Raw genomic sequence first — 24202 nt, 5'->3', positions numbered from 1 at the left:
GGTAATCGGATGCTGTGTGTGAGGATAACTTTCTATATTTTAACGAAGTGCTCATTTTTTGTCTAGGTTAGCGTCGTTTGTAGCCAAAAATACCCGCTGACCTTTATTAAACATAATAAACACATTATAATGAGAGCAAGGAGAGGCAAGCGAAAGACAACATATGGAGGGATTGCCATGTCGATGTTTTATAGGCAATATATGGACGATATCGTTAAGCCGATGCGCGAAGAACTGACTTCGATCGGTTTTAAGGAGCTTTTGACCCCCGAAGACGTCGTCGAAACACTGGAAAACAATAAAGGGACGACGGTCGTTTTTGTCAACTCGGTGTGTGGCTGTGCCGGTGGTCTCGCCCGCCCAGCAATGGCGTATTCGCTGAAACACGACGTGACGCCAGACCATTTAGTGACGGTGTTCGCTGGCCAAGATAAAGAAGCGACCGCAAAGGCCCGCGAGTACTTTACGGGCTACCCGCCGTCATCTCCTTCGATCGCACTGCTGAAAGATGGTCACATTCAGTGGATGTTGCCGCGCGAACAAATTGAAGGACGCGACGGACACGCGATTGTCGCCGATTTAACTGCGGCGTACGACAAATACTGCGGCTAAGACTGACGGCTGTATTCCCGCAAATACCGCATTCCCGGTTGCCAAGTTAAGGCGGTATAGACTAATCGAGCCCCGCGGCTCCGCGAACGAGCGCGGGGTTTTTAGCTTGCGGCGGACGTATTGTTCATTTTCTACACGGTTTGTATTCACGAATCCATTACCGCACCTTTACTGACAGGATGCTCCGTTTCCGTTGTCCCTGTTTCCACCGTTTCTGTTGATGTCGTGTCTGGCTCCGTTGCACGACTTTTTTTCACTGGGAGGGAGAGAAAGTTTGTCACATGGCGCATCACTTCCCGCGGTTTTTCTTCCATCGGTAAATGTCCAGCTTCTTCCACAACTTCTAATTGCACATTAGGGAGGTCTTGCGATAGGCGCTGTCCCACAGTGAGCGGGACGACGCGGTCGTGGCGCCCCCAGATGAGTAGTGTGCGGTGTCTAACGCTCCGTAACGCTTCTGGTGACAGATCGCTCTCACGCGCACGTGCGAACTTGAGTAGCGCACGGTGAAAGGAACGTTCTTTGAGCGGTGGCACGTAACCGTCGTACAAGCTTTGGATGTCGATGGCGTCCGTGCGGTAGATGACGCTACTCAGTTCTTTGTGAACCCGTTCATCTTTGAGCATGAACGGGACGAATCGGTGAGTAAAGGGGAGGGCGTATATAAATTTTTGGAGGCGCGTCGCCTCTGGTAAATAACCTGATGGCGCGATTAGGACGAGTTGTTTCACGAGCTGCGGGGCGATCGTCGCTAACCGCAACGCGATTTGCCCACCGAGTGAGTGGGCGATCAACGTGACTCGTTTGACACCTTCAGCTTGCAGGAGGTCGTAAAGCGATTTTGCGTATGCAGCGAGTGTGTATGGATATTTCGTGCTTTTGTCACTACGGCCGAAACCGGGGAGATCGACGGCGAACACTTTGCAAAATGGGCTTAACTGCGGCAACAGGAATCGCCAAGAAAACGTCGACCCGAGAAAGCCGTGGATGAGCAGGACGGCTTGCTCTGCGCTTCCCGCGCATTGCACGTACATGCGCGTGTTGGAAAATGTGTGCATTTTTTCTTCAATGTCGAGCAACGTTCGTTCACTCCCATACGATTCGTCATTAGTATGTTATTATTTCTCCCCTCATAACGATTTTAATCGTCACAAAGGAGGCGTGCAAAAAAAGGAAATGCGGTTTGGTATAATGGTTGAAACAGGCATCCCAAGCGGTAGGGAGGGCGAGGGTCGTTAAGTCATGTTAAAATAAGGGGGCTGTATGAGTGATTATCGGGATCGGGTTAGATGTTGTCGAGTTGGAGCGTTTCACCGGTGACCAGTTTACGCGCCTCGCCGCACGCATTCTCACAAAGCGGGAACGCGCGCAGCTCGTCGGCGGCGACGTGCGCCAGCGTGAGTATGTAGCGGGGCGATTTGCGGCCAAAGAGGCGCTTTCTAAAGCGGCGGGGACGGGAATCGGACGCCAAGTGAGCTGGCATGACATCGAAGTGCTAGCCGAGGCGACGGGACGGCCAACAATGACCGTCAGCGAGGAGGCCCGTACACGGCTCGGGTGGGAAGACGTACGGATCCACGTCACGATAACCCATTCTCGGACGATTGCTGCGGCACAAGTCGTCCTCGAACGAGGTTGAGGCGCGCATATTGTGGACGAGGCGGACATACATATATAACGCATCTAGGAGGGAATAGTGTGTATTTGGTTAATGCACGAGAGATGCGCCAGTTGGATCGACAAACGATCGAAGAGGTGGGCATTCCTTCTGCCGTGTTGATGGAAGTAGCAGGTCGGGCAGTCGCTGACGAAGTGAAGCGCCGTGCGCGATGTGGCAGTCGCGTCACCGTACTCGCGGGAAGCGGTAACAACGGGGGCGACGGGTTCGTGGCTGCGCGCCATTTACACTGCGCTGGTTATCACGTCGAGGTGTGGTTGATCGGTAGCGAGGAAAAAATGAGCAGCGAGGCGAGTAATTTTTGGAATGTTTGTCAGAACTTGCAGTTAAGCATGCAGACGTACCGCGTAATAGACGCACCGAGGTTAAAGGAAGCGTTGTGGCAGAGTGATGTCGTCATCGACAGTTTGCTCGGCACGGGAGTTAAGGGAGCGGTACGGGAGCCGCTGAACGAGGTTATTGAAGCGATTAACGCAGCAAATGTCCCCCTCGTCGTCGCGGTCGACGTGCCGAGCGGGGTAGAGACGGACACGGGGGCCGTGTTAGGGGCTGCTGTACGCGCGCACTGTACGGTGACATTCGCCTTTCCGAAGTGGTGTCACTATTTGGCGCCTGGTGCGACATTGGCGGGCGAATGTGTCGTCGCCGACATCGGCATTCCATCGTCGTTAGCCGCTGCGTTTCCCGTCCGCGCCCAAGTGAGCGAACGACTGTTGTGGACGGAGGCGGTAAAACCGCGAACCCCTTTTTCTTACAAAGGGACGTACGGGCACGTTCTCGTCGTCGGTGGCTCACGCGGGATGGCTGGGGCGCCCGTCCTTACGGCGCGGGCGGTGCTGAAGGCGGGTGCGGGGCTAGTGACGACAGCAGTGCCACGTGACATACAAGACGTCGTCGCGGCGAGCTTTGCGGAAGGGATGACGTGGGGAGTCGGTAGAGGTACGGCAGATGGTTGGCACGAAACGACGGCTGCATCGCTGTGTGAACGAATGTCGCAGTTTCAGGCGGTGGCGATTGGACCAGGTATGCCGCGTTTTTCCGGTGACACACAATGGCTGCGCACGCTTGTCGCACAGGCTAAGGCGCCGATCGTGCTCGACGCCGGCGCCTTATCGGTACTAGCTGAAGACTTGGCCATGTTAACTCGTTGCCGCGAGACCGTCGTGCTAACGCCGCACCCAGGAGAAATGGCTCGCTTGTTAGGGACGTCAGTCAGCGATATCGAACAAAACCGCCCGGCAGCAGCACGTAAGCTTTCCGGCGAAAGCGGTGCGGTCGTCGTACTGAAAGGGCGGTACTCGTTAACGGCGTTACCTGACGGCCGCTTGTACTTGAATCCGACGGGCACGCCGGCGCTAGCGAAGGGCGGTTCCGGCGACGTGCTGACCGGGGTCGTTGCCGCTTTACTCGCGCAACAGATCGATCCCGCAGTTGCCGTCCCGCTCGCTGTCTACGTTCACGGCTATGCAGGACAACTGGCGGAGGCTGACGATACGCCTTATAGTGTACTCGCTTCGGATACGGTGGAACACATCGGGCCCGCGCTTCGCGAAGTGACATCCAACTAGTCTAGTCTCGAGGCATAACCGACACATTTCCCGGGAAATTGACATTTTCCTTAAGGGGATGATTGCGTGCCTCGGAGTAAGTGGTTCCTCGTGTTCATACTCGCTCTGTTCGTCGTTGTCACTGGCTGTGGCATGAAGAGCGAAGCGGATATCGTGGAAGATTTAACGGTGAAATCTCACGCTGTCGACAGTTACCGATCCCATGCGACAATGACGATCCAGTCAGGGAAAGAAAAGCACGAATACGCGATCGAAGTGTGGTACCAACCGCCGCACTACTACCGCGTGGCGTTGAAAAATACAGGGAAAGACGTCACCCAAATCATATTGCGCAACGATGAAGGGGTATTCGTTCTCACGCCGAAAGACGACAAATATTTTAGTTTCCAAAGCAATTGGCCTGACGAGCACGGGCAACCATATTTGTACCAAACGTTGCTTAACAGCATTGTCGGCGACGAAAGCCGCACCTTTGAAAAAGTCGAAGACAGCTATATTTTTGATGTCGCGGCCAACTACAAACAGAATCAAATGTTAAAACGCCAACGCATTCAGTTGAATAAAAAATACTCCCCCGAAAAAATGTCGCTACTTGACGCTGACGGAAAAACGTTAGTAGAAGTTTCGTTCGAGAAATTTGAATCCGATGTGAGGTTTGACGATAAAGCATTCGACATGAAACGCAATATGGACGATTGGGGGGAGGAGGCGTTAGCCGGAGCCGGAGACACTCAAAAAGAAGCGGTAGCTAAGGTGGGCAGCCTTACCCCGGCACACCTCCCGCAAGGGACAAAGCTCGAAAGCGAACAGCACATCCGCCTACAGAACGGCGAGGGCATCGTCTACCGCTATAGTGGTGAGCATCCGTTCACTCTCCTAGAGCGGCCTGCTAATACGGCGATTCCTACTATCGCTAACAGTATCGGCGAGCCCGTGCAACTGGGAGACACTGTCGGCGTTGTCCTCCATAAAGGCGAGGAGAAAGAGCTAAGCTGGACGAACAACGGCGTCGAGTTTCAATTGCGAGGGGCGCTCGCGGAAGCAGAGATGGTCCAGATCGCCGAATCACTACAAGCGAGCAAATAATTGAATGGGTATATTCCCCGCTCCGTACCGCGCGGTCACGCGAATCATTCTCGTTCACAGAGGATGTGCTAAAGATCCGCGGGCGTTTTTTTGTGATCATAAACGTGTGATCATAAACGAGCGAACGCGAGGCATCGTATATTGTTAACGGTTTTTGATGTTGCACTCGGCGACCGCGATCATATATTATGTAGTTGAAGCAGAGTCGATTTATGGCGGAAAGAGGCTACAAACAGTAGGAGATTTGACAGAATGACACAGCGTTATTACCGCGAGACGGTAGTAGAAATAGATCTGGATGCGATCGGGCATAACGTGCAAGCCTTTCGCGCCTGGCTGCCCCGCGAAACGAACATTATGGCTGTCGTAAAAGCGAACGCGTACGGTCACGGTGCACCGCCGGTTGCCCGAGAGGCGCTGGCGAGTGGCGCGAGTTATTTGGCAGTGGCAACGCTAGACGAAGCGATTGAATTACAAGAAGCAGGGATCGACGCGCCAATTCTCGTTTTAGGATACGTTCCTGCATACGGACTCCCCGAAGCGATTCGCCGCTGCGTACGTTTAACCGTATACCGCCCCGATCAGTTGCAACAAGTGATGGCGGCGGCGCGCGCATTAGGTCAAACGGCACTCCTCCATTTAAAAGTAGATACAGGTATGGGTCGTCTCGGCATACAACTGAGCGAGGTCGAACCGTTGTTACGTCCGACGATTAATAGCCGCGAGGTGACGTGGGAAGGTATTTTCACGCACTTCGCGTGTGCTGATGCGCGCGATAAAACAGCTACTGATCAGCAAGCGGATCTTTTTTCACAATTTGTAGCGAAATGTCGAGCACTCGGAGTCACCTTTCCATTCGTTCACTGTGCTAACAGTGCTACAGCGATCGACATGCCGCAATACGGTTACAATATGGCGCGAATCGGCGTTAGTTTATACGGCTTGTATCCGTCGGACGAAGTAGAGAAGCAACACGTCGCCTTAAAACCTGCGCTGACGCTAAAGACGAAAATCGTGCACGTCAAACGCGTGCCGCCAGGGACAGCACTCAGCTACGGGGCGACGTATAGGACGAAGACAGACGTGACAATCGCGACACTGCCGATTGGCTACGCCGACGGCTTGAACCGCCTGTTGTCTAACCGCGGTTGTGCCCTCGTGGGCGGAAGGCGCGTGCCGATCGTCGGTCGCATCTGCATGGATCAAACGTTGCTCGCCGTTCCAGACGGACTAACCGTCGCCAACGGAGACGAAGTCGTCCTTTACGGGCGTCAAGGAGACGAACAAATTTGTGTCGACGAAGTCGCTAAACTGCTAGGGACGATCAATTACGAAGTGACGTGTGCGATCGGTCATCGCGTCCCGCGTATTTATGTAGGAAGCAAAAAAGCGAGATGTGTCGATTAGTGTTGAGATAATGGATGAAAATTAGAAAAATGACGTTTGCAGCAGGAATATGCGAAATCGTGGCGAATACATGGGCGAATGAATGAGTTTGCCTCTTATGTGAGAACGTGGCTGCGTCGTATATTTTTGCAAACGGTACGACATAATGGTAATATAATTGGGATAGTGTGAACGGAGATGTTTGTTGGGGGTGCGTTGAGTGTCTGAAACAAAGCGGATCATGATTAGTTTACCGCAGCATTTACTCCGTGAGGTTGATGGTATGGTGGAAAAAGAATGTTCCAACCGCAGTGAACTCATTCGCCGGGCGATGAAGTTGTACATTCAGGAACGGAAAAAACGACACATTCGCGAAACGATGCAGCGCGGTTATATGGAAATGGCCAAAATAAATTTAAATATGGCGTCAGAAGCGTTTGAAGCGGAGGAAGAAGCGGATCTCACTTTAAACCGTCTGGTTAGTGGGGTGTAGATCTTTGATCGTCAAACGCGGCGACGTTTATTTTGCGGATCTGTCCCCGGTCGTCGGCTCTGAACAGGGCGGTGTACGACCGGTACTCGTTATCCAAAACAATATTGGCAATCGCTTTAGCCCCACTGTCATCGTTGCCGCTATAACAGCGCAAATTCAGAAGGCAAAACTCCCTACGCACGTAGAGATCGATGCAAAAATGTACGGTTTTGACCGCGACTCTGTCGTGCTGCTAGAACAGATCCGCACGATCGACAAGCAACGGCTAACCGATAAGATTACTCACTTAGACGAAGATATAATGGAAAAAATCGATGAAGCCCTACAAATTAGTCTAGGGCTTATCGATTTCTAACTAAATATGACTTTTTAAGTAGATGCTTCGTTTTTGCAACCGACTAGAACTTTCCTTCCAACAAATCCATAGTGGATGACAAAGCTAACACAGGGGCGGTAACCGAAAGAAAGGCAGAGTAGAGCGAAACATTCAACCGCCTCTCGTAGTTGTATTAAATGAAAGCGTTAATGGATCACACTGAAATTATGAATGATGAGCGCTTGATGGAAAAACTTGAGTTGCTGCAAAGGGATGAGGTGGAAGATCATGTCCGCAAACACGCACCTTCGGGATAACGGTGACTTGCGTGTTCTCATCGAACAGTACCAGAGTAATCCGACGCGTACGTTGCAACACGAGATTGTCAATCGCTATCGCAAGCTAGTCGAATCACTAGCTGCTAGTTTTGCCGGGGGAAACGAGTCGTATGAGGACTTAGTACAAGTTGGCATGATCGGCTTACTTGGTGCATTAGAAAGATATGACCCGCGATTTGAGACTAGTTTCGAAGGATTTGCCGTGCCGACGATCGTCGGTGAAATAAAGCGGTACATTCGCGATAAAACGTGGAGTGTGCATGTGCCGCGGCGCATTAAGGAGCTTGGTCCCCGCATAAAAAAAGCAGTCGACGTTTTGACCGCTTACTACCAGCGTTCCCCAAAAATTTACGAGCTTGCCGAGTATTTGCAAGTAACGGAAGAAGAAATATTAGAAACGATGGAAATGGGACGCAGCTACCACGCGTTATCATTTGACAGCCCGATTGAGGCAGACGGTGACGGCAGTACGGTGACGATGCTCGACCTCATCGGTGTAGACGAAGACGGTTACGAACGAGTCAACCGGCAGGTCGCGTTAGATACGGCGCGCCGCGTGCTTAGTGAGCGTGAAAATACAATCATTCATTTGACGTTTTATGAAAACCTCAGTCAGAAAAAAGCAGGAGAAGCGTTAGGCATTTCACAAATGCACGTTTCCAGATTACAGCGCCGCGCCTTAAAAAAATTGAAGCACGCGATGCACATGGACGCATGCGAATGCTTTTAACGAACGTAAAGTATAATGGACACCACGACGAACGCAAGCTTAGTCTTCTAACGATTAACATGTAAAATGAGTGATTCCTCTTTATTTTTGATACAATTACCGCTAAACTGGACAAAGATACTATACTAGTGCCATTATAATAATGTGGAGGATAACATGGAGCTGTCATATAGCGAACAGATTGCTACAGAATTAAATATACGCCCAGCGCAAGTAGAAGCGAGCATTCGCTTGCTAGACGAAGGGAATACGATCCCTTTTATCGCGCGTTACCGCAAAGAAATGACGGACGAGTTGAACGAAGACGCACTCCGAGCCGTCGATGAACGGTACCGCTACTTAAAACAACTGACATCGCGTAAAGAAGAAGTTATTCGCTTAATCGACGAACAGGAAAAGTTGACAGAAGAACTAGCGGAAAGCATCCGCCAAGCGACGAAGTTACAAGAAGTGGATGATCTCTACCGCCCCTATCGCCCAAAGCGGAAAACGCGGGGCTCCATCGCGCGCGAGAAAGGGCTAGAACCACTCGCAGCACATCTCAAACAGTGTCGCGATGCGGAACAGTTGGAGAAGCTAGCCATCCAATTTGTTTCTGTAGAACAGGAAGTTGCAACCCCTGAGGAAGCGCTTGCAGGCGCCTCTGACATCGTCGCTGAAGAAATCGCCGACCGCGCGGACATTCGTCAATGGGTGCGCCAGACGATCTGGAGAGAAGGGAACTTGCACACGACCGTGCGCGATGAATCGATTGAATCGGTTTACGAAATGTATTACGACTACACGGAACCGATCGACGCTATTCCGCCGCACCGCGTGTTGGCGATCAACCGCGGGGAAAAAGAGGGAGTGTTGCGCATTAAGATCGAGGCGCCAGAAGAAGCCATTTACGAATATATACAGCAAAAGGCTTTCGGTAGTGAAGAGGGGACGACACCGTGGTGGGACGACATTGTGCGCGATAGTTATAAGCGGTTAATCGCCCCTGCGATCGAGCGCGATATCCGGAACGAGTTAACGGATAAAGGGGAAGTACAAGCGATTCACATTTTTACAGAGAACCTGCGAAATTTATTGTTGCAGCCGCCGCTTCCGAACAACGTCGTACTCGGCGTCGACCCGGCGTACCGCACGGGATGTAAATTGGCCGTCGTTGACGATACGGGAAAATTGCTGCACGTCGAGGTGTGTTACCCGACTCCGCCACAGAAAAAAATTGCCGAGGCCAAACTCATTTTTCACCGCATTATAAAAACGTACAACGTCAGCCTAATCGCGATCGGCAACGGGACGGCTTCGCGGGAAACGGAGTTGTTCGTTGCCGACGTCATTAAAGAGTGCAGCAAAAACGTGCAATATATCGTCGTCAACGAGGCAGGTGCCAGCGTGTATTCTGCTTCGAAGGTCGCGCAAGACGAATTCCCGGATCTCGACGTGTCGGAGCGCAGCGCTGTTTCCATCGCTAGACGCATTCAAGATCCGCTCGCCGAACTCGTAAAAATCGAGCCGAAAGCCGTTGGCGTCGGACAATACCAACACGATGTGAACCAAAAGAAATTGAGTGAAAGTTTACAAGCAGTTGTCGAATCGGCCGTCAACCACGTCGGAGTCGACTTAAATACGGCGTCGACGTCGCTATTGCAATACGTTTCCGGCATTACGCCTGCCGTAGCGCGCAACATTGTCAAATACCGCGAAACAGAGGGGCGTTTTAACTCGCGAGAAGAGCTAAAACACGTGCCGCGCCTCGGGACAAAAACATTCGAGCAGTCTGTCGGTTTTTTACGTATTCCGCGCGGTGAACATCCGCTCGACAATACACCGATTCATCCGGAATCTTACTCGACCGTTGAGGCGCTACTCGACTGGCTAGGTGCCGACTACGAGTTAATCGGTGTCGAACTGTTGAATGAAGAGTTGCGGCAATTAGATTACGAAGCCGCTGCCAAACAGTTAAACTGCGGTATTCCGACGTTAAAAGATATTGTCGAAGCATTACTGCGCCCTGGGCGCGATCCGCGCGCGTCATTGCCAAAACCGAACACGCGCACGGATATATTGAAAATCGAAGATTTATCCGAAGGGATGAAACTCGAAGGAACGGTACGCAACGTCGTCGATTTCGGCGCCTTTGTCGACATCGGCTTAAAAAATGACGCCCTCGTGCACATTTCCAAACTGAGTACCAAGTTTGTGCGCCATCCGATGCAAATCGTTTCCGTCGGCGATCACGTCGACGTATGGGTGATCGGTGTCGATACACGTCGCGAGCGCGTGTCTCTCAGCATGATCCCACCAAGCTTATAGAGCATGAAGGAGTAGCGCAAAGCCGTCGGGCGGTCGATCCCGATTGTAACGGCTAAGTAGGTCATTCGGCAATTCGGCAGATGTCTGGTCATATGCATGGCGGTAGATATCGCGGTATAATATTTATTAAGGGACATTTGTAGTTTTATTATGCATTACGCACGGTAACTTTTTCGCGGTAAGTAAACCAGCACTCGTTCACCATACGTATTTGTCTAATATCTTTATGCAAAAAAGCGCGCATTAGTTGCCGCTGCAGCCATAGGGGCATGAAAAAAGCCCCTCCTTTCGCGTGTAAAGTGGTGGTAGGGTAACAGACTGTGATGGATCGCAACTAAAATGGTTCCCAGTTAAGTGGTTCTCCGTAAGTTAAGTCGCAGTGAAAAGATTGGCTACTTTACCGTGTCGTTCGTGCGATAATAGTATATGCGTACAGGTGGCTCGTTCGTGTCTGACCGTACCGATACAAAGTTTGATATGCGTGACGTTTGTGTTCTGTCGCCAGCAGGCGGTGGAACACTCGCGTCAGCGACGGAAGTGAGCGAGGAGATTTCCGATGGATCAACGACAGTTACAAACGTGGGTGGAGCAGATTTCCCTTGCAGACTTTGGCTTACCCTTCCGTCACGAAGCGCGTTACAACGCGCGCCTACGTACGACAGGTGGTCGGTATTTTCCCCACGATCATGCGATTGAAATCAATCCGAAGTATTGGGAGTTGGGCGAGGAGGAAGTACTCGGCATCATTCGCCACGAATTGTGCCACTACCATTTGCATTTGACCGGAAAAGGGTACAAGCACCGTGACCCGGAGTTTAAGGCCTTGTTAAAAAAGGTGGGCGGTTCCCGTTTTTGCACGCCACTCCCAGGAAATGCGACAAAATCGCGCCCGATCAAATACGTGCTCACTTGTCGCGATTGTCGTACGAAATATTATCGTAAGCGGAAAATGGATCCAAGGCGGTACTACTGTGGGAAGTGTTCGGGCGAATTATCGTTAACAAAGGTATCAAAAAGGTCTTGACCAACTACCCGCAAATATGTTAAATTATATTCGCTGTCTCAAATCGCCTTTTTGTCGATTCGTTTGTATGACGGATCACGGCGATCCTTAGAACAGCTCGCATTCGCATGTTGTTTAGCGATGCGGCAAAGAATGTGTAAAATTTCTCTTGCATTATTTCAGTGGAAGCTGTATACTATAAGATGTGCCTACTTACTGTTCCTCCGTAGCTCAACGGTAGAGCGCTCGGCTGTTAACCGATAGGTTGTAGGTTCGAATCCTACCGGAGGAGCCAGTTTTATTTATGGAGAGATACCCAAGAGGCCGAAGGGGACGGTTTGCTAAACCGTTAGGGGGTTTTTAACCCCGCGAGGGTTCGAATCCCTCTCTCTCCGCCAGTAGTACTCGCTTTGTCGCGCTGATCTGATTTGATTGCCTTTCTTTTCTTTACATGGCTTGGTTTGATTGGATTGTGTATGGACAAGCGGACAAACGGGTACGTTATGTAGCAACCGTTGTTTCTCAAGTGTGTCGTGATTTGCGGACGGTTAGCTCAGGGGGAGAGCACTTGCTTCACACGCAAGGGGTCGGCGGTTCGATCCCGTCACCGTCCACCATGACGGTTTGCCACTGTGATTTGCACGGTGTAAAGGTAACATCGGTCTTAGAATTTAATTGCTAAACGATTAGTTAATGAACAGTCGATTGTTAAACCGTTAGCTGTTACCTCGGTAATAGTTGAACAGTTAGTGATAGTCGACCAGATGAGCAGTTATTTTGTTGGGGAGTAGCCAAGCGGTAAGGCAACGGACTTTGACTCCGTCATGCGCAGGTTCGATCCCTGCCTCCCCAGCCAAATGTTGTGAGCCATTAGCTCAGGCGGTAGAGCACCTGACTTTTAATCAGGGTGTCGCAGGTTCGAGTCCTGCATGGCTCACCATTCAATATGTGCGGTCGTGGTGGAATTGGCAGACACGCTATCTTGAGGGGGTAGTGGCCGCAAGGCTGTGCGAGTTCGAATCTCGCCGACCGCACCATTTATCGGGATGTGGCTCAGCTTGGTAGAGCGCCTCGTTCGGGACGAGGAGGTCGCAGGTTCAAATCCTGTCATCCCGACCATTTTATTTTTATAGGTCGACGTGGGATTCGCTACACTTGCGGGTGTAGTTCAATGGTAGAACACTAGCCTTCCAAGCTAGATACGTGGGTTCGATTCCCATCACCCGCTCCAACAGAAAAAACCTTTCGCGATGTAAGTTGCGAAAGGTTTTTTTATTTCTTTGCTGTTCGTTAGAAATTTAGAACTCAAAGTCGCGGTCGGTTTGAATGTGAATATCGCTTTGAATGTGGTCAATGACCCATTCTTTCTCCTTCTCGTCGTACAGGAGGATTAACGTGCGCGAAATAAATGGGCGTTCACTTAGTTTTGGTTTTTCACCTTCGTTATACTCGTCCTCTTTAGAGTCGTAAACGAGTTTTGCGTGGATCTCATAGCGGTTTTTGCTATCGTTCCAGATCGGATGAACAATCGACTTTACATCGTAACCAATGCGTTTGAACACGCCGGAAAAGCGTTTTTTATCGCTTTTCATCTTTTTGATTTCCTTCTCGATGTCCTGCACATAGTTCTTCGTCACGCCCGTCAGTTTACTTGCATCCCGCTTTTCCAAGGCGGCAAAGCGTTCTTTCATGTGCGTGTTCATGAAGTCCATCAGTTCGTTGCTCTCTTTTTCCGAGATTGGATAAAAGTCAATATCGACAAACGTTTCCTCGATTTTTATTGGTTCACTCTCAATTGTTCCCCACGGGTAGTCTTTCTTTATGCTGATCGCAATCGTACCGTCGAGCGGGAGCGGGCCGACGTCGACGGCATCTTTTACGGTCATGTCCGTCTCTTTACCATTAACGTATACTTCCGCATCGGCATATTCGGAGCGGAGTGTAACGAAATCAGCGTCAAAGGAAAGTTTAGCTTCTTCCTTTGCTCGGTCCATTTGGAACAGAGTAACCTTTTCTTTCGCTTCCGTCTTTGCTAATTTCCCGTCGACGACTGCTTTAATTTCATAACTGCCCGGCAGGAGTGGGCCAACAGTAAGCGTTTTGTCGCGGCTTTTAATCTTACCGGCCTTTTTGCCGTTGACGAAAATATCGCTATTGTCGAGGTTCGATGAAACGTTCAGTGATGCAGGTGTGACAATCAATTGGTAGTCGTCGTACACGCCCCACTTTTTACCGGATTTCTTTAAGTTGATGCTGGCGTGTTCGTTCTCTTCCTCAGCTGGGAAGTCATCTTTTTTCGGATCGAAATGATTGGCTTGTCTCTGCAAGTGTTCCAGTAGCTCGTCGAAGGCGTCTTTATCCTTCTGTAAAAACTTGATAAAGTTCGCTAAAGATTTTTCACTTAGCTTTAGTTTTTCGTCCCCGGACTCCAGGATGCCTACCAGCGCTTTGGCGTCTTTGCTTTTGACGGCAGCTTCAAATTCGTCGACGACATTAGCCGGTGCTGCAAGGGTTTCACCGTACTTAAACAGTCCGAAACCGACCCCAATGAGGACGATGACCGAAGCAGCGATCCAAATGATTGCTTTATTCATCGGTTTCTTAGGCTGTGTAGGTGGACTTTGGGGCGGGACTGCCTGTGCCTGTTGCCCGGGTTGAAACGATGGGGGCGACCCTAATGCCTGCTGCTGCTCCATCGAAGGTGCTTGTCCGGCCGACGATGGTTGCTCAGCTGAAGGTGCTTGTCCGGCCGGCGATGGTTGCTCGGCTGAAGGTGCTTGTCCGGCCGGCGATGGTTGCTCGGCAGATGGTACGTGTCCCAGTGGGGAAGTTTGTCCGTTAGACGGTGTTTGCCCTGTCGGCTGGGACGGTTCGGTCGGCGATGATTGTCCAGAAGACGGTGGCTGTCCCGGCGATGGCGCCGACTGTCCGTCTACCAGATTCCCTCCGGCTGTATACGGTGACGAATCGTCCGTCGGCTCCGCCTGCTGCGGTTGTTGCGACGGTTGCGGTTCCGATCCCTCAAGAGGCGTTTCTGTGAGAGGGGGCGTGGGACCTTTACCGCTTTCGCTGCTGAACGGGGTGCCGCAATTTGGGCAGAAGGCAGCGTCGCCGTCAAATACTTGTCCACAGTTCGTACATTTCATCCAATTCCTCTCCTTACGTTATAGTTTGGTAATATCGTTCTATTTTAGCACAACGCAATTGCTAGAAAAAAGGATCACTATCGTTCTTGAACCGTTCCTGAATCGTTCTTAAACCGTTCTTGAATCGAAAACCCTTCGTGCGAAGCTGTGAAGGGTTTTCGACGAGCTTACAAAGGTTTTCTATTCATTAACAATGGGTTCTCTCGATTTCACAAGGTAGTCTCAATCACAAGTTGATCTGATTCACAAGGTGGTCTCATTCACAAGGTGATCTCTTGGTCTCCCTTGAACGTTTCCTTTGCCTTTAGCTGTTTGGCAGTGGTCATGTCGTCGATGAGCCACTGTTCTTCCTTTTCGTCGTAACTGAGGACGAGTTGGGATACGTATTGTGTGCCGTCTGCTTCTGCTTTACGGTCTTTCGTTTTATCGTCTTTCGCTTTACTATCTTTTTTCTTCTGATCTTTCTTTTGGTCTTTGTCCTCATTGACGACGTAGGCGAAATCGACGATCAGCTCGTACCGTTTCTCTTTTTTATTCCATTTCGGCTCTGTCAGCGCGCTCGTGTCGTAACTTGCGCGGCTCACCTTACTAGCATTTTTCTTTTCTTCCTTTGTCAACGTTTTAAGTTGTTTCGCGAAGTTCTTGCGATACGCGTTTGTCACGTGCTTTACTTTTTTCTCGTCAGCTTGCGCCAAGGCGGCGAAGTGCTCTTCCAAGTGGTCGTTCAGCACATCCGTTAATTGTTTTTGCATTTCCTCCGGGATCGGAGCGAAATCGATGCGCAGTTGTTTGTCAGTCACCTTCACCTCGTCGCTTTCCACGACACCCCATGGAAACTGTTTTTTTAGTGTAACGACGGCGGAACCGTCGACTGGCAGTGGGCCGAACGACTTTGCCTCACCTACCGTCAAACCGGTACTTTCTCCGTTGACGTATATTTCAGCATTGGCGTAAGTCGATGTAACGGCAATTGGGTGGGCGTCAAAGGAGAGTGCCACTTTTTTTTCAGCCTTCGGTAGTTGGAATAAGGTGAGCTTTTGTTTCGTTTCCGCTTTTTGTAGCTGCTTGTCTTTAGCGACGGCCTTTAATTCGTAAGAGCCGGGGGGTAACGGTCCGATCGAGGCTGTCTTCCCTTCTTTGACCGTGCCGCTTTTTTTGCCGTCGACATAAATGTCGCTCGCACCGATGTTGGACGATACGTTGACGGTAGCGGGAGAGACGACGAGACGATAGCTGTCATATATTCCCCATTTTTTCCCCTGTGGCTGCAAATTGATCGTCGCATGTCGTTTGGAAACTTTCGCACCCGACTCGAAAGCAGCTATTTGTTGCTCGAGATGCTTTGTTAATTTTTTGTAAGCTTTCTCGTTCTTATGTAAAAAATTGATGAAGTTGTTTAAGGACGTTTTATCTAGAGATAGCTCTTCATCTTCCGTTGTCAACAAAGCTGCTAACGCTGCCGCGTCTTTGTCGTCGATTGCCGCTACCATTTCGCCAGCGAGGTTACGCGGTGAAGCCATTGATTCACCTGCCGTATAAAGCCCGAAAACCGCGACGAAGATTAACATAGCTGAAATGATTGTCCACAGCATTTTTGAGCTGCGCGAAGTTGCTTCCGATTGTTGTTGCTTGTTGTCGCTGCGCTTCATTACTTGTCCACCCCTTAAAATAATTCCGTTTAATATTATCACATTTTGTTGACATTTGCATGCTGTTTATGAGAATATGAAGACCATTAGCACCTCGTAGAAAAGTCCTCCTTGACACACCCGGAATTGTTTTATATCGTCTTTAATGGGTTAATTGCATTTTTTGGCTTTATGGCAACTTATTTTTCGTGATTAATATGTGGCGCAAGAATAAAAGAAATAGTAGATAGTCAAGTGGTGATCACAGTGAAAAAGTTATCGTTAGTGATGGCTGATACTGACGTATCCTACGTCGAGCTCGTCTCCGGTTTTGTCCGAGCCTCGGATGACGGGATGCGCTTCGACTTAAAATCTTTCTCGACGAAAGAACGGTTGAACGAATATTTACAGTCAAATTCCCGCCTCGACATTTTACTCGTCTCTCCGGAGCTGCTGCCCGACGATTTATCGGCCTACGAGATCGGGTTGACGATCTTGCTAGAAGATGAGCGGCTATCGCAGCGAGTCGACGAGATACCGTACATATTCAAATACCAGCCGCTCAATCAGTTGCGTTCGCGATTGTTGTCACTTTACTACGAACGTTTCGGGAAGGAAATGACGTTTTTTGGCGGGGAAAAGCGGACGTCGATCGTCACCGTCTACGCAGCGACCGGGGGTGCGGGCAAATCGACACTTGCCCTTAATATGTGCAAGCAGTGGGCGTTACAGGGGAAAAACGTCTTTTACCTGAATTTAGAATTGTTCAACTCGACGCCGCTGTGGTTCGAAACCGAGGCGCGCAAGTCGTCGCCGCAAATTTTGTATTATGTGAAAATGGCCGAACGTGAACAAATCGTGTCGAAAATAGAAACCTTAAAGAGGCATGACCCGTATATAAAGATAGATTACTTCGATTTCTCTATGAGTGCTGAGGAGATGGCCGATTTGTCGGAGGACGAAGTAGAGCTACTCATCTCTGGCCTCATCGAGACGGAAAACTACGATTTTGTCGTCGTAGATGTAGACAGTTCTGCCGACGGACGCGTGCGAGCGGCTTTGCGCTGTGCCGACCGAGTCGTATGGGTATTGGACAACAACGTGTTCAGTTTTGCCAAAACCGCGTATTTGTTGCAGAAGGAAGACGGACTATCCAGGAACGAAATCGATAGTGAAAAAATTGTTTTCGCACTGAATCGGTACACGGGCACGATTGCGAGCGAGCTGTTAAAATTTCGCTTTAAGATTGACGGGTACTTGCCGTTCGTCCCCGAGTGGCAATCGATCGGAGAGGCGAGACGACTCCTCGCTTCCCCAACTTTTACGAAAAAAGTGATGGCCTTTATGGCAAAAGACACTGCAGCAGAGTGAGGTGTGAGCCGTGATCGAAGATGACGTCGTAAAAGAGTTAATTGTAAAGTTGCGGCAAACGCTAGATTTTGTACATACGACGACGAATGAAGAATTGCGCCAGTTCGTCGAAGATGCCGTGTTTCAATACGCGGAAGAACATACGCTCACTGCTTCCCGTATGAAGTGGCTCGTCGACCGCATTTACAACGCGTTTCGCGGGCTCGACGTGTTGCAGCCGCTCATCGATGATAAGGCAATTACCGAAATTATGATTAACGGTCACGACGATATTTTTATCGAGCGGGCGGGGAACATCGAGAAAATACCTGTCCAGTTTGAAAGCGACCAAAAGCTAGAGGACATTATCCAGACGATCGTCTCCCGGGTGAACCGCGTCGTCAACGAATCGTCGCCGATTGTCGATGCGCGCTTGCACGACGGGTCGCGCGTCAACGTCGTCCTCCCGCCGATTGCGCTCAACGGACCGGTTATGACGATCCGGAAGTTCCCGGACAAGCCTCTCGTCGTCGACGACTTAATTGCCAACGGGGCGATGTCGCAGGAGACGGCGACCTTCTTGCAAAAGCTCGTGCAAGCGCGTTACAACATCCTCGTTGGCGGGGGAACGAGTTCCGGGAAGACGACTTTTCTAAACGTCTTGTCCAACTTCATTCCGAAGCGCGAGCGCATCATTACGATCGAAGACTCGGCTGAATTGCAAATTCAGGGCGTTCCGAACCTGGTCCGGTTAGAGACGCGCAACGCAAACACGGAAGGGAAGGGCGAAATTACTATTCGCGACCTTATTCGTTCGTCATTGCGGATGCGGCCGGATCGCATTATCGTCGGGGAAGTGCGCGGCGCCGAGGCGCTGGACATGTTACAGGCGATGAACACTGGCCACGACGGGTCACTGTCCACCGGTCACGCCAACTCGACGCGCGATATGCTCAGTCGTCTCGAGACGATGGTACTCAGCGGTGCAAACTTGCCCGTAGAAGTGATTCGCCAGCAAATCGGTTCGGCGATCGACATTATGGTACACCTCGCCCGCTTGCGCGACCATACGCGAAAAGTGCTGAACATTAGCGAAGTGCTCGGTGTCGAAGGCGGAGAACTACAGTTGAATCCGCTATACGAATTTGTCGAAGAGGGCGAGACGGAGGACGGATTTGTCAAAGGGGCCTTACAGCCGACAGGGAACGCGTTACAGAACCAATTGAAGTTGCGCATGGCCGGTATTTCTTTGTAGAGAATGATAGTCCAGGATTATGGTAATTATCTTCCAATTGCGGGGCGCTTTTTGTTGGCTATGATCCATTTATTTGGCAGATGAGCTGACCAAGTATTAGGTTAATGGGCTACAAGTCGTTGCATAACTACTTCTACAGAAAGGGGGGCTATGAAATGGAGCTCGTCGATAGTGTGTTGCTCGTCGTCGTATTAGGGCTCGTCGGATATCTCTTCTACTCGATTCGGCAGCGGAAGCGCGCCGAGAGAGAAGCTGCGGCTGAAGCAGCGGAGAACGAGGTGGGGGTGGCCGTGAACAACACGTTTGCAGACGTAGATACTGTATTAGCGAAGAAACCTCACAAACAGTCTCTCGCTGAGCGGGTCAAGCAGCTGTGGCAACCAGTCGACGACAATGCGCCGCTCGATTATACCGTCTACCACATGCGGCTCATAGAGTACGTGTTGTACGCGTTAGCAGCGGGAGTGTTCTTCTTCTTCATCGGGTATATTTTTTATTCCTCATTCATTGCGGCTGCCATTTTCGCCTTACTAGGTTTGTTTTTCCCACGTGTGCAAAAGAAGAAGCTGCTCGCCAAACGCGAACAAGAGCTCGGTTTGCAGTTTAAAGAGGCGATCGCCTCTTTGTCCGCATCGCTGGCGGCAGGTCGTTCGACGGAGAACAGTTTTCGCGAAGTCGTGAAAGACTTGCGCCTCCTCTACCCGGATCCGAATACGTACATTATCCGCGAATTCGAATTGATTAACCGCCGGGTGGAAAACGGGGCGACGATCGAACGGGCGCTGGAAGACTTTGCGCGCCGGACGCAGGTGGAAGACATTATTAACTTCGTCGATGTGTTTACGACGTGTAAGCGCACCGGGGGCGACTTAGTCGAAGTCATTCGCCGCACGTCGGATATCATTAGCGACAAAATCGACATTCAGCAAGAAATCTCCGTCATGGTGGCGCAAAAACGGTTCGAGTCGAAAATTTTAAGCGTCGTGCCACTCGGGATGATTTTACTACTCAAGTATATGGCTGCCGACTACTTAGAGCCACTGTACCGGTGGAGTGACTTCGGTCCCGTCGTGATGACGTTTTGTTTACTACTGCTCGGCGCGTCGTATTGGTTGAGCCAGCGCATTATGAATATTAAGGTGTGAGTGCGTCACATGACTATTTATGCCATACTAGCCGTCATTCTCATCGTTGCACTACTCGTCTTAAAGTTGCGCGCTGGGAAGCGTTACGACGAATTTGTGGAAGAGTATAAAGACGGCTTTCAACTAACCTTCATGGCGCCGATTCCGTTGTACATTCTCGACCGTTTCAAACTGATGGAGCGCTTTTACGGGAAAATCGCCTTCGTACAGCAAAAAATGATCAGTCTGTACGGACTGAGATACGCTTCCCAGTACACGAAGATGTATTTAGCGCAAGTAGTATCGGCAGTCATACTCTGTTTTTTGGGCGGCGTTGTCTTCGCCCTCGTCGCTGAAGGTGACCACGTCATTTTTGTTGTTGGGTGTTTCATCACGGTGATGATCCCGATGATGATGTTTCGCTCGCTGACGAATCAAGAAAAAGAGCGGCGCCACGACATCATCATCGAGCTACCCGAGTTTGTCAACAAAGTCATTCTGCTCGTCAACGCCGGCGAAACGGTGCAACAAGCGATCGTACGCTGTGTGGAGTTAAAGCAGGATGACGAGGACAACCCCCTTTACGTCGAGTTGCGGGAAGTCGTCAATAAGATGGCGACGAATGAACCGTTCCAACAAGTTCTTGAAGGGCTGAGTAAGAAGTGCGGGATCCAGGAGGTCTCGATCTTTACGACGACCGTGCTGCTCAATTACCGCAAGGGCGGGCACGATCTCGTACTCTCCTTGCGCGAGCTATCACAGGACTTGTGGGAAAAGCGCAAATTGATCTCTAAGACGAAGGGGGAAGAAGCTTCCTCGAAACTCGTATTCCCACTCTTACTTATTTTTATCGCCGTGATGATCATCGTTGGCTGGCCAGCCCTCAAGATGCTCTAATTCGCTGCGCCAGACAACTATATATGAGTGTCGAATAAAGGAGAAAGGAAGGTGAAACATATGTGGCAATGGTTGAAGCGTTTTTGGAAAGATGAAGAGGGTTTGCAAACACTAGAAATCATGCTGATCATCGCAGTCATCGTCGTAATCGCACTTCTGTTTAGAAGTAAGATTAAGGAATGGATCGATCATTTAATCGGCGTGGGAGACAAAAACATCAAGCAGTTCAATTAAACGTATGCAGGGAAAGTTCAAGAGAGAGGGAGATGCGTGATGCAGCCTCTGACCAACTCGGGTAAGCGATGGCGGTGCGAGGAGGGAGCCTTTACGATCGAGGCTTCCATCCTCTTCCCCATTCTTTTAATCATAACGATGTTGCTCATCTTTTTTAGCCTCGTTATCTACCAGAAGGCGCTGTTGCACCAGCGGGCGAGCGTCATCGCTTCGCAGGTCGCTTACGTGTGGGACAACAGTAAGAAGGATATAAAGACCGGGGAGTTCGGTATTAAGGAGTATACGACGAGCGACGGCGGCGACGGCCTGTATTGGCGCTTGACGGACGATATGTTTTTGTCGCAGTTCGTGAATATATTCGGTAACTCTTCGGCAAGCGTATCAATTGGGGGCGGTGGCGGCGGTAAAGGCCCAGAGGGTAAAATGGGTCGTGCGTCGACGGATATGTTGCCGAGTGGGGCAAAGGGTAAGATTTCGTACAAGAATAGTATTACCGGTAGAAAAATAACGGTGAAATTGGAACAGAAGTTGAGCCTGCCAAGCTTCGTGAGTAAAATGCTCGGTGGAAGCTTGGTAGAGGCCGAGGCTAGCTCGTTTATTAGTGAACCCGTCGAAATTACCCGCACAACGGATTTAATGCTAACGTACCTGGATGTATTAAAAAAGGACGCGAAGAAGTTGTTAAAGTTCAACAAGAAGTCGGGGAAAAAATAATGGGCTAGCCTACGGTTGGCCTTGAATGTATAGAGGGTGTTAATAATGCGTCAATGGGCAAGAAAGTTTAAACGGAAATTCATTCGCGATGAGCGCGGTGCGATATCGATCTACTTAATTATCATGGTGTTGCTATTATTCATCTTTAATGCCGTGCTCATTGACTATGCGCGTATTTACGTCGCCGAGGCACAGGTGGATCGTGCTGTTAAAGCCGCTACTCGTTCGGTTATGTCATCATTTGACAGTAAGATCCAAGAGAAGTATGGCTTATTCGGTTTTGATGGTAAAGAACAGGAGATTTTCGAACAGGTGTTTAAGGATAACTTAGCACTGAGTGAAGAGGATTACTACAAATTTGTTAATACAATCGCGGAGGATACGTCGATCGAGCCAGAAAATAACCGAATGGTCGCTCACGAAGACATTATAACTCACCAAATTTTGGAGGATATGAAATATCGTGCCCCGATCGAGTTCACGCGGGAAGTGTTGGAGAAGTTTCTACCAACGGCTAAAGGGATGAAGGAGATTAGTGCCCTCACGGATGTGTTAAAGAAGATCAAGAAGAAGTTAAAGAATAGGAACGTAGAGTGGGGCAAGGGGTACTTTGAGCTGGGGCAAGCAAGTAAAAAGCAAGCAGAGACGATTCCCGTTATTACTGGACCTAGTAAATCGGAATTCCCTAACGTTGAGAATTTAGCGGATGTGACGAAACACTTTAGAAAATATAAGGAGATTATGGAGGAAGAAGACGAGGATAAAGATAAGGAAGAAGGCAAAGACGATAAGGGTAAAGGGAAAGAGAAGAAGGAGGAAAAGGAGAAGAAGGAAAAGGAAAAAAAGGAGGCTAAGGAGTATAAGAAACAAGCTGAAAAGCTACTTAAAGATTTAAAATCAAAAGTAGGCGAGATTGATGGTCATTTAAAAAAGGCAAAGGAGCATTTCAAGGAAGCTTCCAAATTAAATAAGGAGATCAAAAAGGATCTAGAGGAAGCAAAAGAGAAAGCAAACAATGATTACGATGATGCCATTAATAATGCTGATGGCGACAGTGATACAGGCGATATCGCACGAGAAATCGCCAAAATGAAGAAGGAAATAGAGGATAATGTCATCGACCAGAAACGACTCGATGAGCTCGTAGAGCTCGTTGGCAAGGCGAAAGATGCGGTAAAATATAAGGCGCCAAAAAAGGATAAATCCAAAAAGGATAAGTCACCTAAAAAGGGCGATCTAGCCACGTCCGTCGATAACTTTGCCAATCATATCGAGTATTTGGATTCTAAATTCCATCTGGGGGAACTCGATTTTGCTGGAGACCATGCAAAAATATTGGCAGCTCACGTTGAGGCTGACCGATACATCGCTGAGGCATGGTTAAAAGCAAAAAGTATTAAAAAGTTGTACGATAAGGTGCTGAAGGTTTTTGAGGACAAGGAGTACAAGAAGCATTGGAAGGAATTTTCCAAAGCGGTTAAAGATGCAAATAAATTTTTGAGCGAAATTTGGAATGCTAAAACTGGACTTCAGGATGAAGCGAGACAATATGAGCGGCTCAAAGGATTTGTCGATAAGTATGCGGAGTACGCCGAATCCACGGGAGGTGGAGATGCATCCGATGAGCAGCCAGATTTGTCCGAAGACGAAAGTGACCTAGCTAAAGATCAAATGGATATCGTCGACAACATTTTCAAGGCGTTGGGTGACGGGTTGGTGAGCGCTCGGGATCGTGTATACATTAACGAATATATTTTAACGCACTTTGAAAGTAAGGATCTCGATCCGTTAAAGATTGGCAATTACAGTCTTAAGAAAAAAGAAGTGGAATACATTCTTTATGGTATCCACGTTCCTGGTGCAAACTACGGAGCAGCGATCGGTGAATTGTTTGCTTTGCGATTTGCGATGAATATGATCAATGCGTTGACCGTGGATTGGATCAAAGCAATTCCCCATCCGCTTATTAAATTTCTTGCAATGGTGGCATACGCTTTAACGGAGACGGTACTGGATCTAAATAAACTACTTGTTAAAGGAAAAAAAGATTTCTTATTAAAGAAGCTGCGGGTTCAGTTCGGTTACAAAGATTACCTACGAGTCTTTTTCTTCCTTCACCCAAGAGGTAGTCAGATGCAAAGGGTGCTTGCCGTTATCGAACATAGATCAAAATCTGATCTTACGAAGCGGCCGACGTATGTGAAGGCGCGGGTAAAAGCTTCTGTCGACTTGTGGTTTCTACCTCACATTGCGGAGATGGTGTCAGGTAGAGTGAGGGATGGGAAGTATGAAATTACGAAGGAGTCAGTTTATTCTTATTAACCGAGAGGAGAGATT

Annotated in this window: 21 protein-coding genes and 8 tRNA genes; 25 read left to right on the top strand and 4 right to left on the bottom strand. The window is 49.6% G+C overall.

Going from position 1 to position 24202, the window contains the following annotated elements:
* The first annotated feature begins 177 nt into the window (after positions 1-177).
* Positions 178-612 (top strand): BrxA/BrxB family bacilliredoxin, encoded by a 435-nt coding sequence (locus BN1247_RS13850; RefSeq protein WP_054950912.1) that lies wholly within the window; start codon positions 178-180, stop codon positions 610-612.
* Positions 613-758: 146 nt separating this feature from the next.
* Here the strand turns inward: BN1247_RS13850 and BN1247_RS13845 are convergent, their stop codons facing one another.
* A complete protein-coding gene (locus tag BN1247_RS13845; protein WP_054950911.1) occupies positions 759-1691 on the bottom strand; it encodes an alpha/beta fold hydrolase in 933 nt (310 codons plus the stop codon).
* 188 nt (positions 1692-1879) lie between these two features.
* On the opposite strand from BN1247_RS13845, the gene acpS reads away from it, so the two are divergent.
* The 8 genes from acpS (at position 1880) to BN1247_RS13805 (ending at position 10514) form a co-directional block, all read left to right on the top strand.
* Positions 1880-2251 carry a holo-ACP synthase gene (acpS, locus tag BN1247_RS13840; protein ID WP_054950910.1) on the top strand — a complete coding sequence of 124 codons (372 nt, stop codon included), beginning with the start codon at positions 1880-1882 and terminating at the stop codon, positions 2249-2251.
* 59 nt (positions 2252-2310) lie between these two features.
* Positions 2311-3858, top strand: a complete 1548-nt coding sequence (locus BN1247_RS13835) for a bifunctional ADP-dependent NAD(P)H-hydrate dehydratase/NAD(P)H-hydrate epimerase (protein ID WP_054950909.1) — start codon at positions 2311-2313, stop codon at positions 3856-3858.
* 66 nt (positions 3859-3924) lie between these two features.
* Positions 3925-4944 (top strand): LolA family protein, encoded by a 1020-nt coding sequence (locus BN1247_RS13830; RefSeq protein WP_054950908.1) that lies wholly within the window; start codon positions 3925-3927, stop codon positions 4942-4944.
* Positions 4945-5196: 252 nt separating this feature from the next.
* Positions 5197-6351: an alanine racemase gene (alr, locus tag BN1247_RS13825; protein WP_054950907.1), complete on the top strand. Its 1155-nt coding sequence runs from the start codon at positions 5197-5199 to the stop codon at positions 6349-6351.
* A gap of 220 nt (positions 6352-6571) precedes the next feature.
* Positions 6572-6823 (top strand): CopG family ribbon-helix-helix protein, encoded by a 252-nt coding sequence (locus BN1247_RS13820; protein ID WP_054951661.1) that lies wholly within the window; start codon positions 6572-6574, stop codon positions 6821-6823.
* A gap of 4 nt (positions 6824-6827) precedes the next feature.
* Positions 6828-7178, top strand: a complete 351-nt coding sequence (locus BN1247_RS13815) for a type II toxin-antitoxin system PemK/MazF family toxin (RefSeq protein ID WP_054950906.1) — start codon at positions 6828-6830, stop codon at positions 7176-7178.
* A gap of 249 nt (positions 7179-7427) precedes the next feature.
* Positions 7428-8207: an RNA polymerase sigma factor SigB gene (gene sigB / locus BN1247_RS13810; protein ID WP_054950905.1), complete on the top strand. Its 780-nt coding sequence runs from the start codon at positions 7428-7430 to the stop codon at positions 8205-8207.
* Between the two features lie 156 nt (positions 8208-8363).
* Entirely contained in the window at positions 8364-10514 is a 2151-nt protein-coding gene (locus tag BN1247_RS13805) for a Tex family protein (protein WP_054950904.1), read from the top strand.
* 148 nt (positions 10515-10662) lie between these two features.
* Here the strand turns inward: BN1247_RS13805 and cmpA are convergent, their stop codons facing one another.
* Positions 10663-10785, bottom strand: coding sequence for a cortex morphogenetic protein CmpA (gene cmpA / locus BN1247_RS17830; protein ID WP_147675260.1), 123 nt, complete (start codon positions 10783-10785; stop codon positions 10663-10665).
* Between the two features lie 285 nt (positions 10786-11070).
* Here cmpA and BN1247_RS13800 point away from each other — a divergent pair, with 285 nt between their 5' ends.
* The 9 genes from BN1247_RS13800 (at position 11071) to BN1247_RS13760 (ending at position 12748) form a co-directional block, all read left to right on the top strand.
* Positions 11071-11538 carry a SprT family protein gene (locus BN1247_RS13800; protein WP_054950903.1) on the top strand — a complete coding sequence of 156 codons (468 nt, stop codon included), beginning with the start codon at positions 11071-11073 and terminating at the stop codon, positions 11536-11538.
* Between the two features lie 199 nt (positions 11539-11737).
* A tRNA-Asn gene (locus BN1247_RS13795) sits at positions 11738-11812 on the top strand.
* Positions 11813-11823: 11 nt separating this feature from the next.
* Positions 11824-11915 (top strand) — tRNA-Ser (locus tag BN1247_RS13790).
* Between the two features lie 144 nt (positions 11916-12059).
* Positions 12060-12134, top strand: a tRNA-Val gene (locus tag BN1247_RS13785).
* 164 nt (positions 12135-12298) lie between these two features.
* Positions 12299-12373, top strand: a tRNA-Gln gene (locus tag BN1247_RS13780).
* A gap of 8 nt (positions 12374-12381) precedes the next feature.
* Positions 12382-12457 (top strand) — tRNA-Lys (locus tag BN1247_RS13775).
* A gap of 10 nt (positions 12458-12467) precedes the next feature.
* A tRNA-Leu gene (locus tag BN1247_RS13770) sits at positions 12468-12554 on the top strand.
* A gap of 5 nt (positions 12555-12559) precedes the next feature.
* A tRNA-Pro gene (locus BN1247_RS13765) sits at positions 12560-12636 on the top strand.
* A gap of 38 nt (positions 12637-12674) precedes the next feature.
* Positions 12675-12748, top strand: a tRNA-Gly gene (locus BN1247_RS13760).
* Positions 12749-12815: 67 nt separating this feature from the next.
* Here BN1247_RS13760 and BN1247_RS13755 read toward each other — a convergent pair.
* Together BN1247_RS13755 and BN1247_RS13750 are read right to left on the bottom strand one after the other, a co-directional pair.
* On the bottom strand, positions 12816-14663 hold the full coding sequence (locus tag BN1247_RS13755) for a TcaA 3rd/4th domain-containing protein (protein ID WP_054950902.1): 1848 nt from the start codon (positions 14661-14663) through the stop codon (positions 12816-12818).
* Between the two features lie 260 nt (positions 14664-14923).
* Positions 14924-16312: a TcaA 3rd/4th domain-containing protein gene (locus tag BN1247_RS13750; RefSeq protein WP_054950901.1), complete on the bottom strand. Its 1389-nt coding sequence runs from the start codon at positions 16310-16312 to the stop codon at positions 14924-14926.
* A gap of 246 nt (positions 16313-16558) precedes the next feature.
* Here BN1247_RS13750 and BN1247_RS13745 point away from each other — a divergent pair, with 246 nt between their 5' ends.
* The 7 genes from BN1247_RS13745 (at position 16559) to BN1247_RS13715 (ending at position 24187) form a co-directional block, all read left to right on the top strand.
* A complete protein-coding gene (locus tag BN1247_RS13745) occupies positions 16559-17662 on the top strand; it encodes an AAA family ATPase (protein WP_054950900.1) in 1104 nt (367 codons plus the stop codon).
* 10 nt (positions 17663-17672) lie between these two features.
* Complete coding sequence (locus BN1247_RS13740; protein ID WP_187119795.1) at positions 17673-18896, top strand: TadA family conjugal transfer-associated ATPase; 1224 nt, start codon at positions 17673-17675, stop codon at positions 18894-18896.
* A 155-nt stretch (positions 18897-19051) separates the two neighbouring features.
* Positions 19052-20041, top strand: a complete 990-nt coding sequence (locus BN1247_RS13735; RefSeq protein WP_082415946.1) for a type II secretion system F family protein — start codon at positions 19052-19054, stop codon at positions 20039-20041.
* Positions 20042-20050: 9 nt separating this feature from the next.
* Positions 20051-20917: a type II secretion system F family protein gene (locus BN1247_RS13730; RefSeq protein ID WP_054950899.1), complete on the top strand. Its 867-nt coding sequence runs from the start codon at positions 20051-20053 to the stop codon at positions 20915-20917.
* A 60-nt stretch (positions 20918-20977) separates the two neighbouring features.
* Positions 20978-21151, top strand: coding sequence for a Flp1 family type IVb pilin (locus tag BN1247_RS13725; RefSeq protein WP_074011340.1), 174 nt, complete (start codon positions 20978-20980; stop codon positions 21149-21151).
* A gap of 39 nt (positions 21152-21190) precedes the next feature.
* The gene (locus tag BN1247_RS13720) at positions 21191-21865 is read left to right on the top strand and encodes a TadE/TadG family type IV pilus assembly protein (RefSeq protein WP_054950897.1); all 675 of its coding nucleotides are present in this window, start codon (positions 21191-21193) and stop codon (positions 21863-21865) included.
* A 45-nt stretch (positions 21866-21910) separates the two neighbouring features.
* On the top strand, positions 21911-24187 hold the full coding sequence (locus tag BN1247_RS13715; RefSeq protein ID WP_054950896.1) for a DUF5702 domain-containing protein: 2277 nt from the start codon (positions 21911-21913) through the stop codon (positions 24185-24187).
* Positions 24188-24202: the final 15 nt, after the last annotated feature.

The sequence above is a fragment of the Numidum massiliense genome, from assembly GCF_001375555.1.
GTDB lineage: Bacteria > Bacillota > Bacilli > Thermoactinomycetales > Novibacillaceae > Numidum > Numidum massiliense.
The sequence above is the reverse complement of the archived record's forward strand: the minus strand, read 5'-3'. Positions and strand labels throughout refer to the sequence as shown.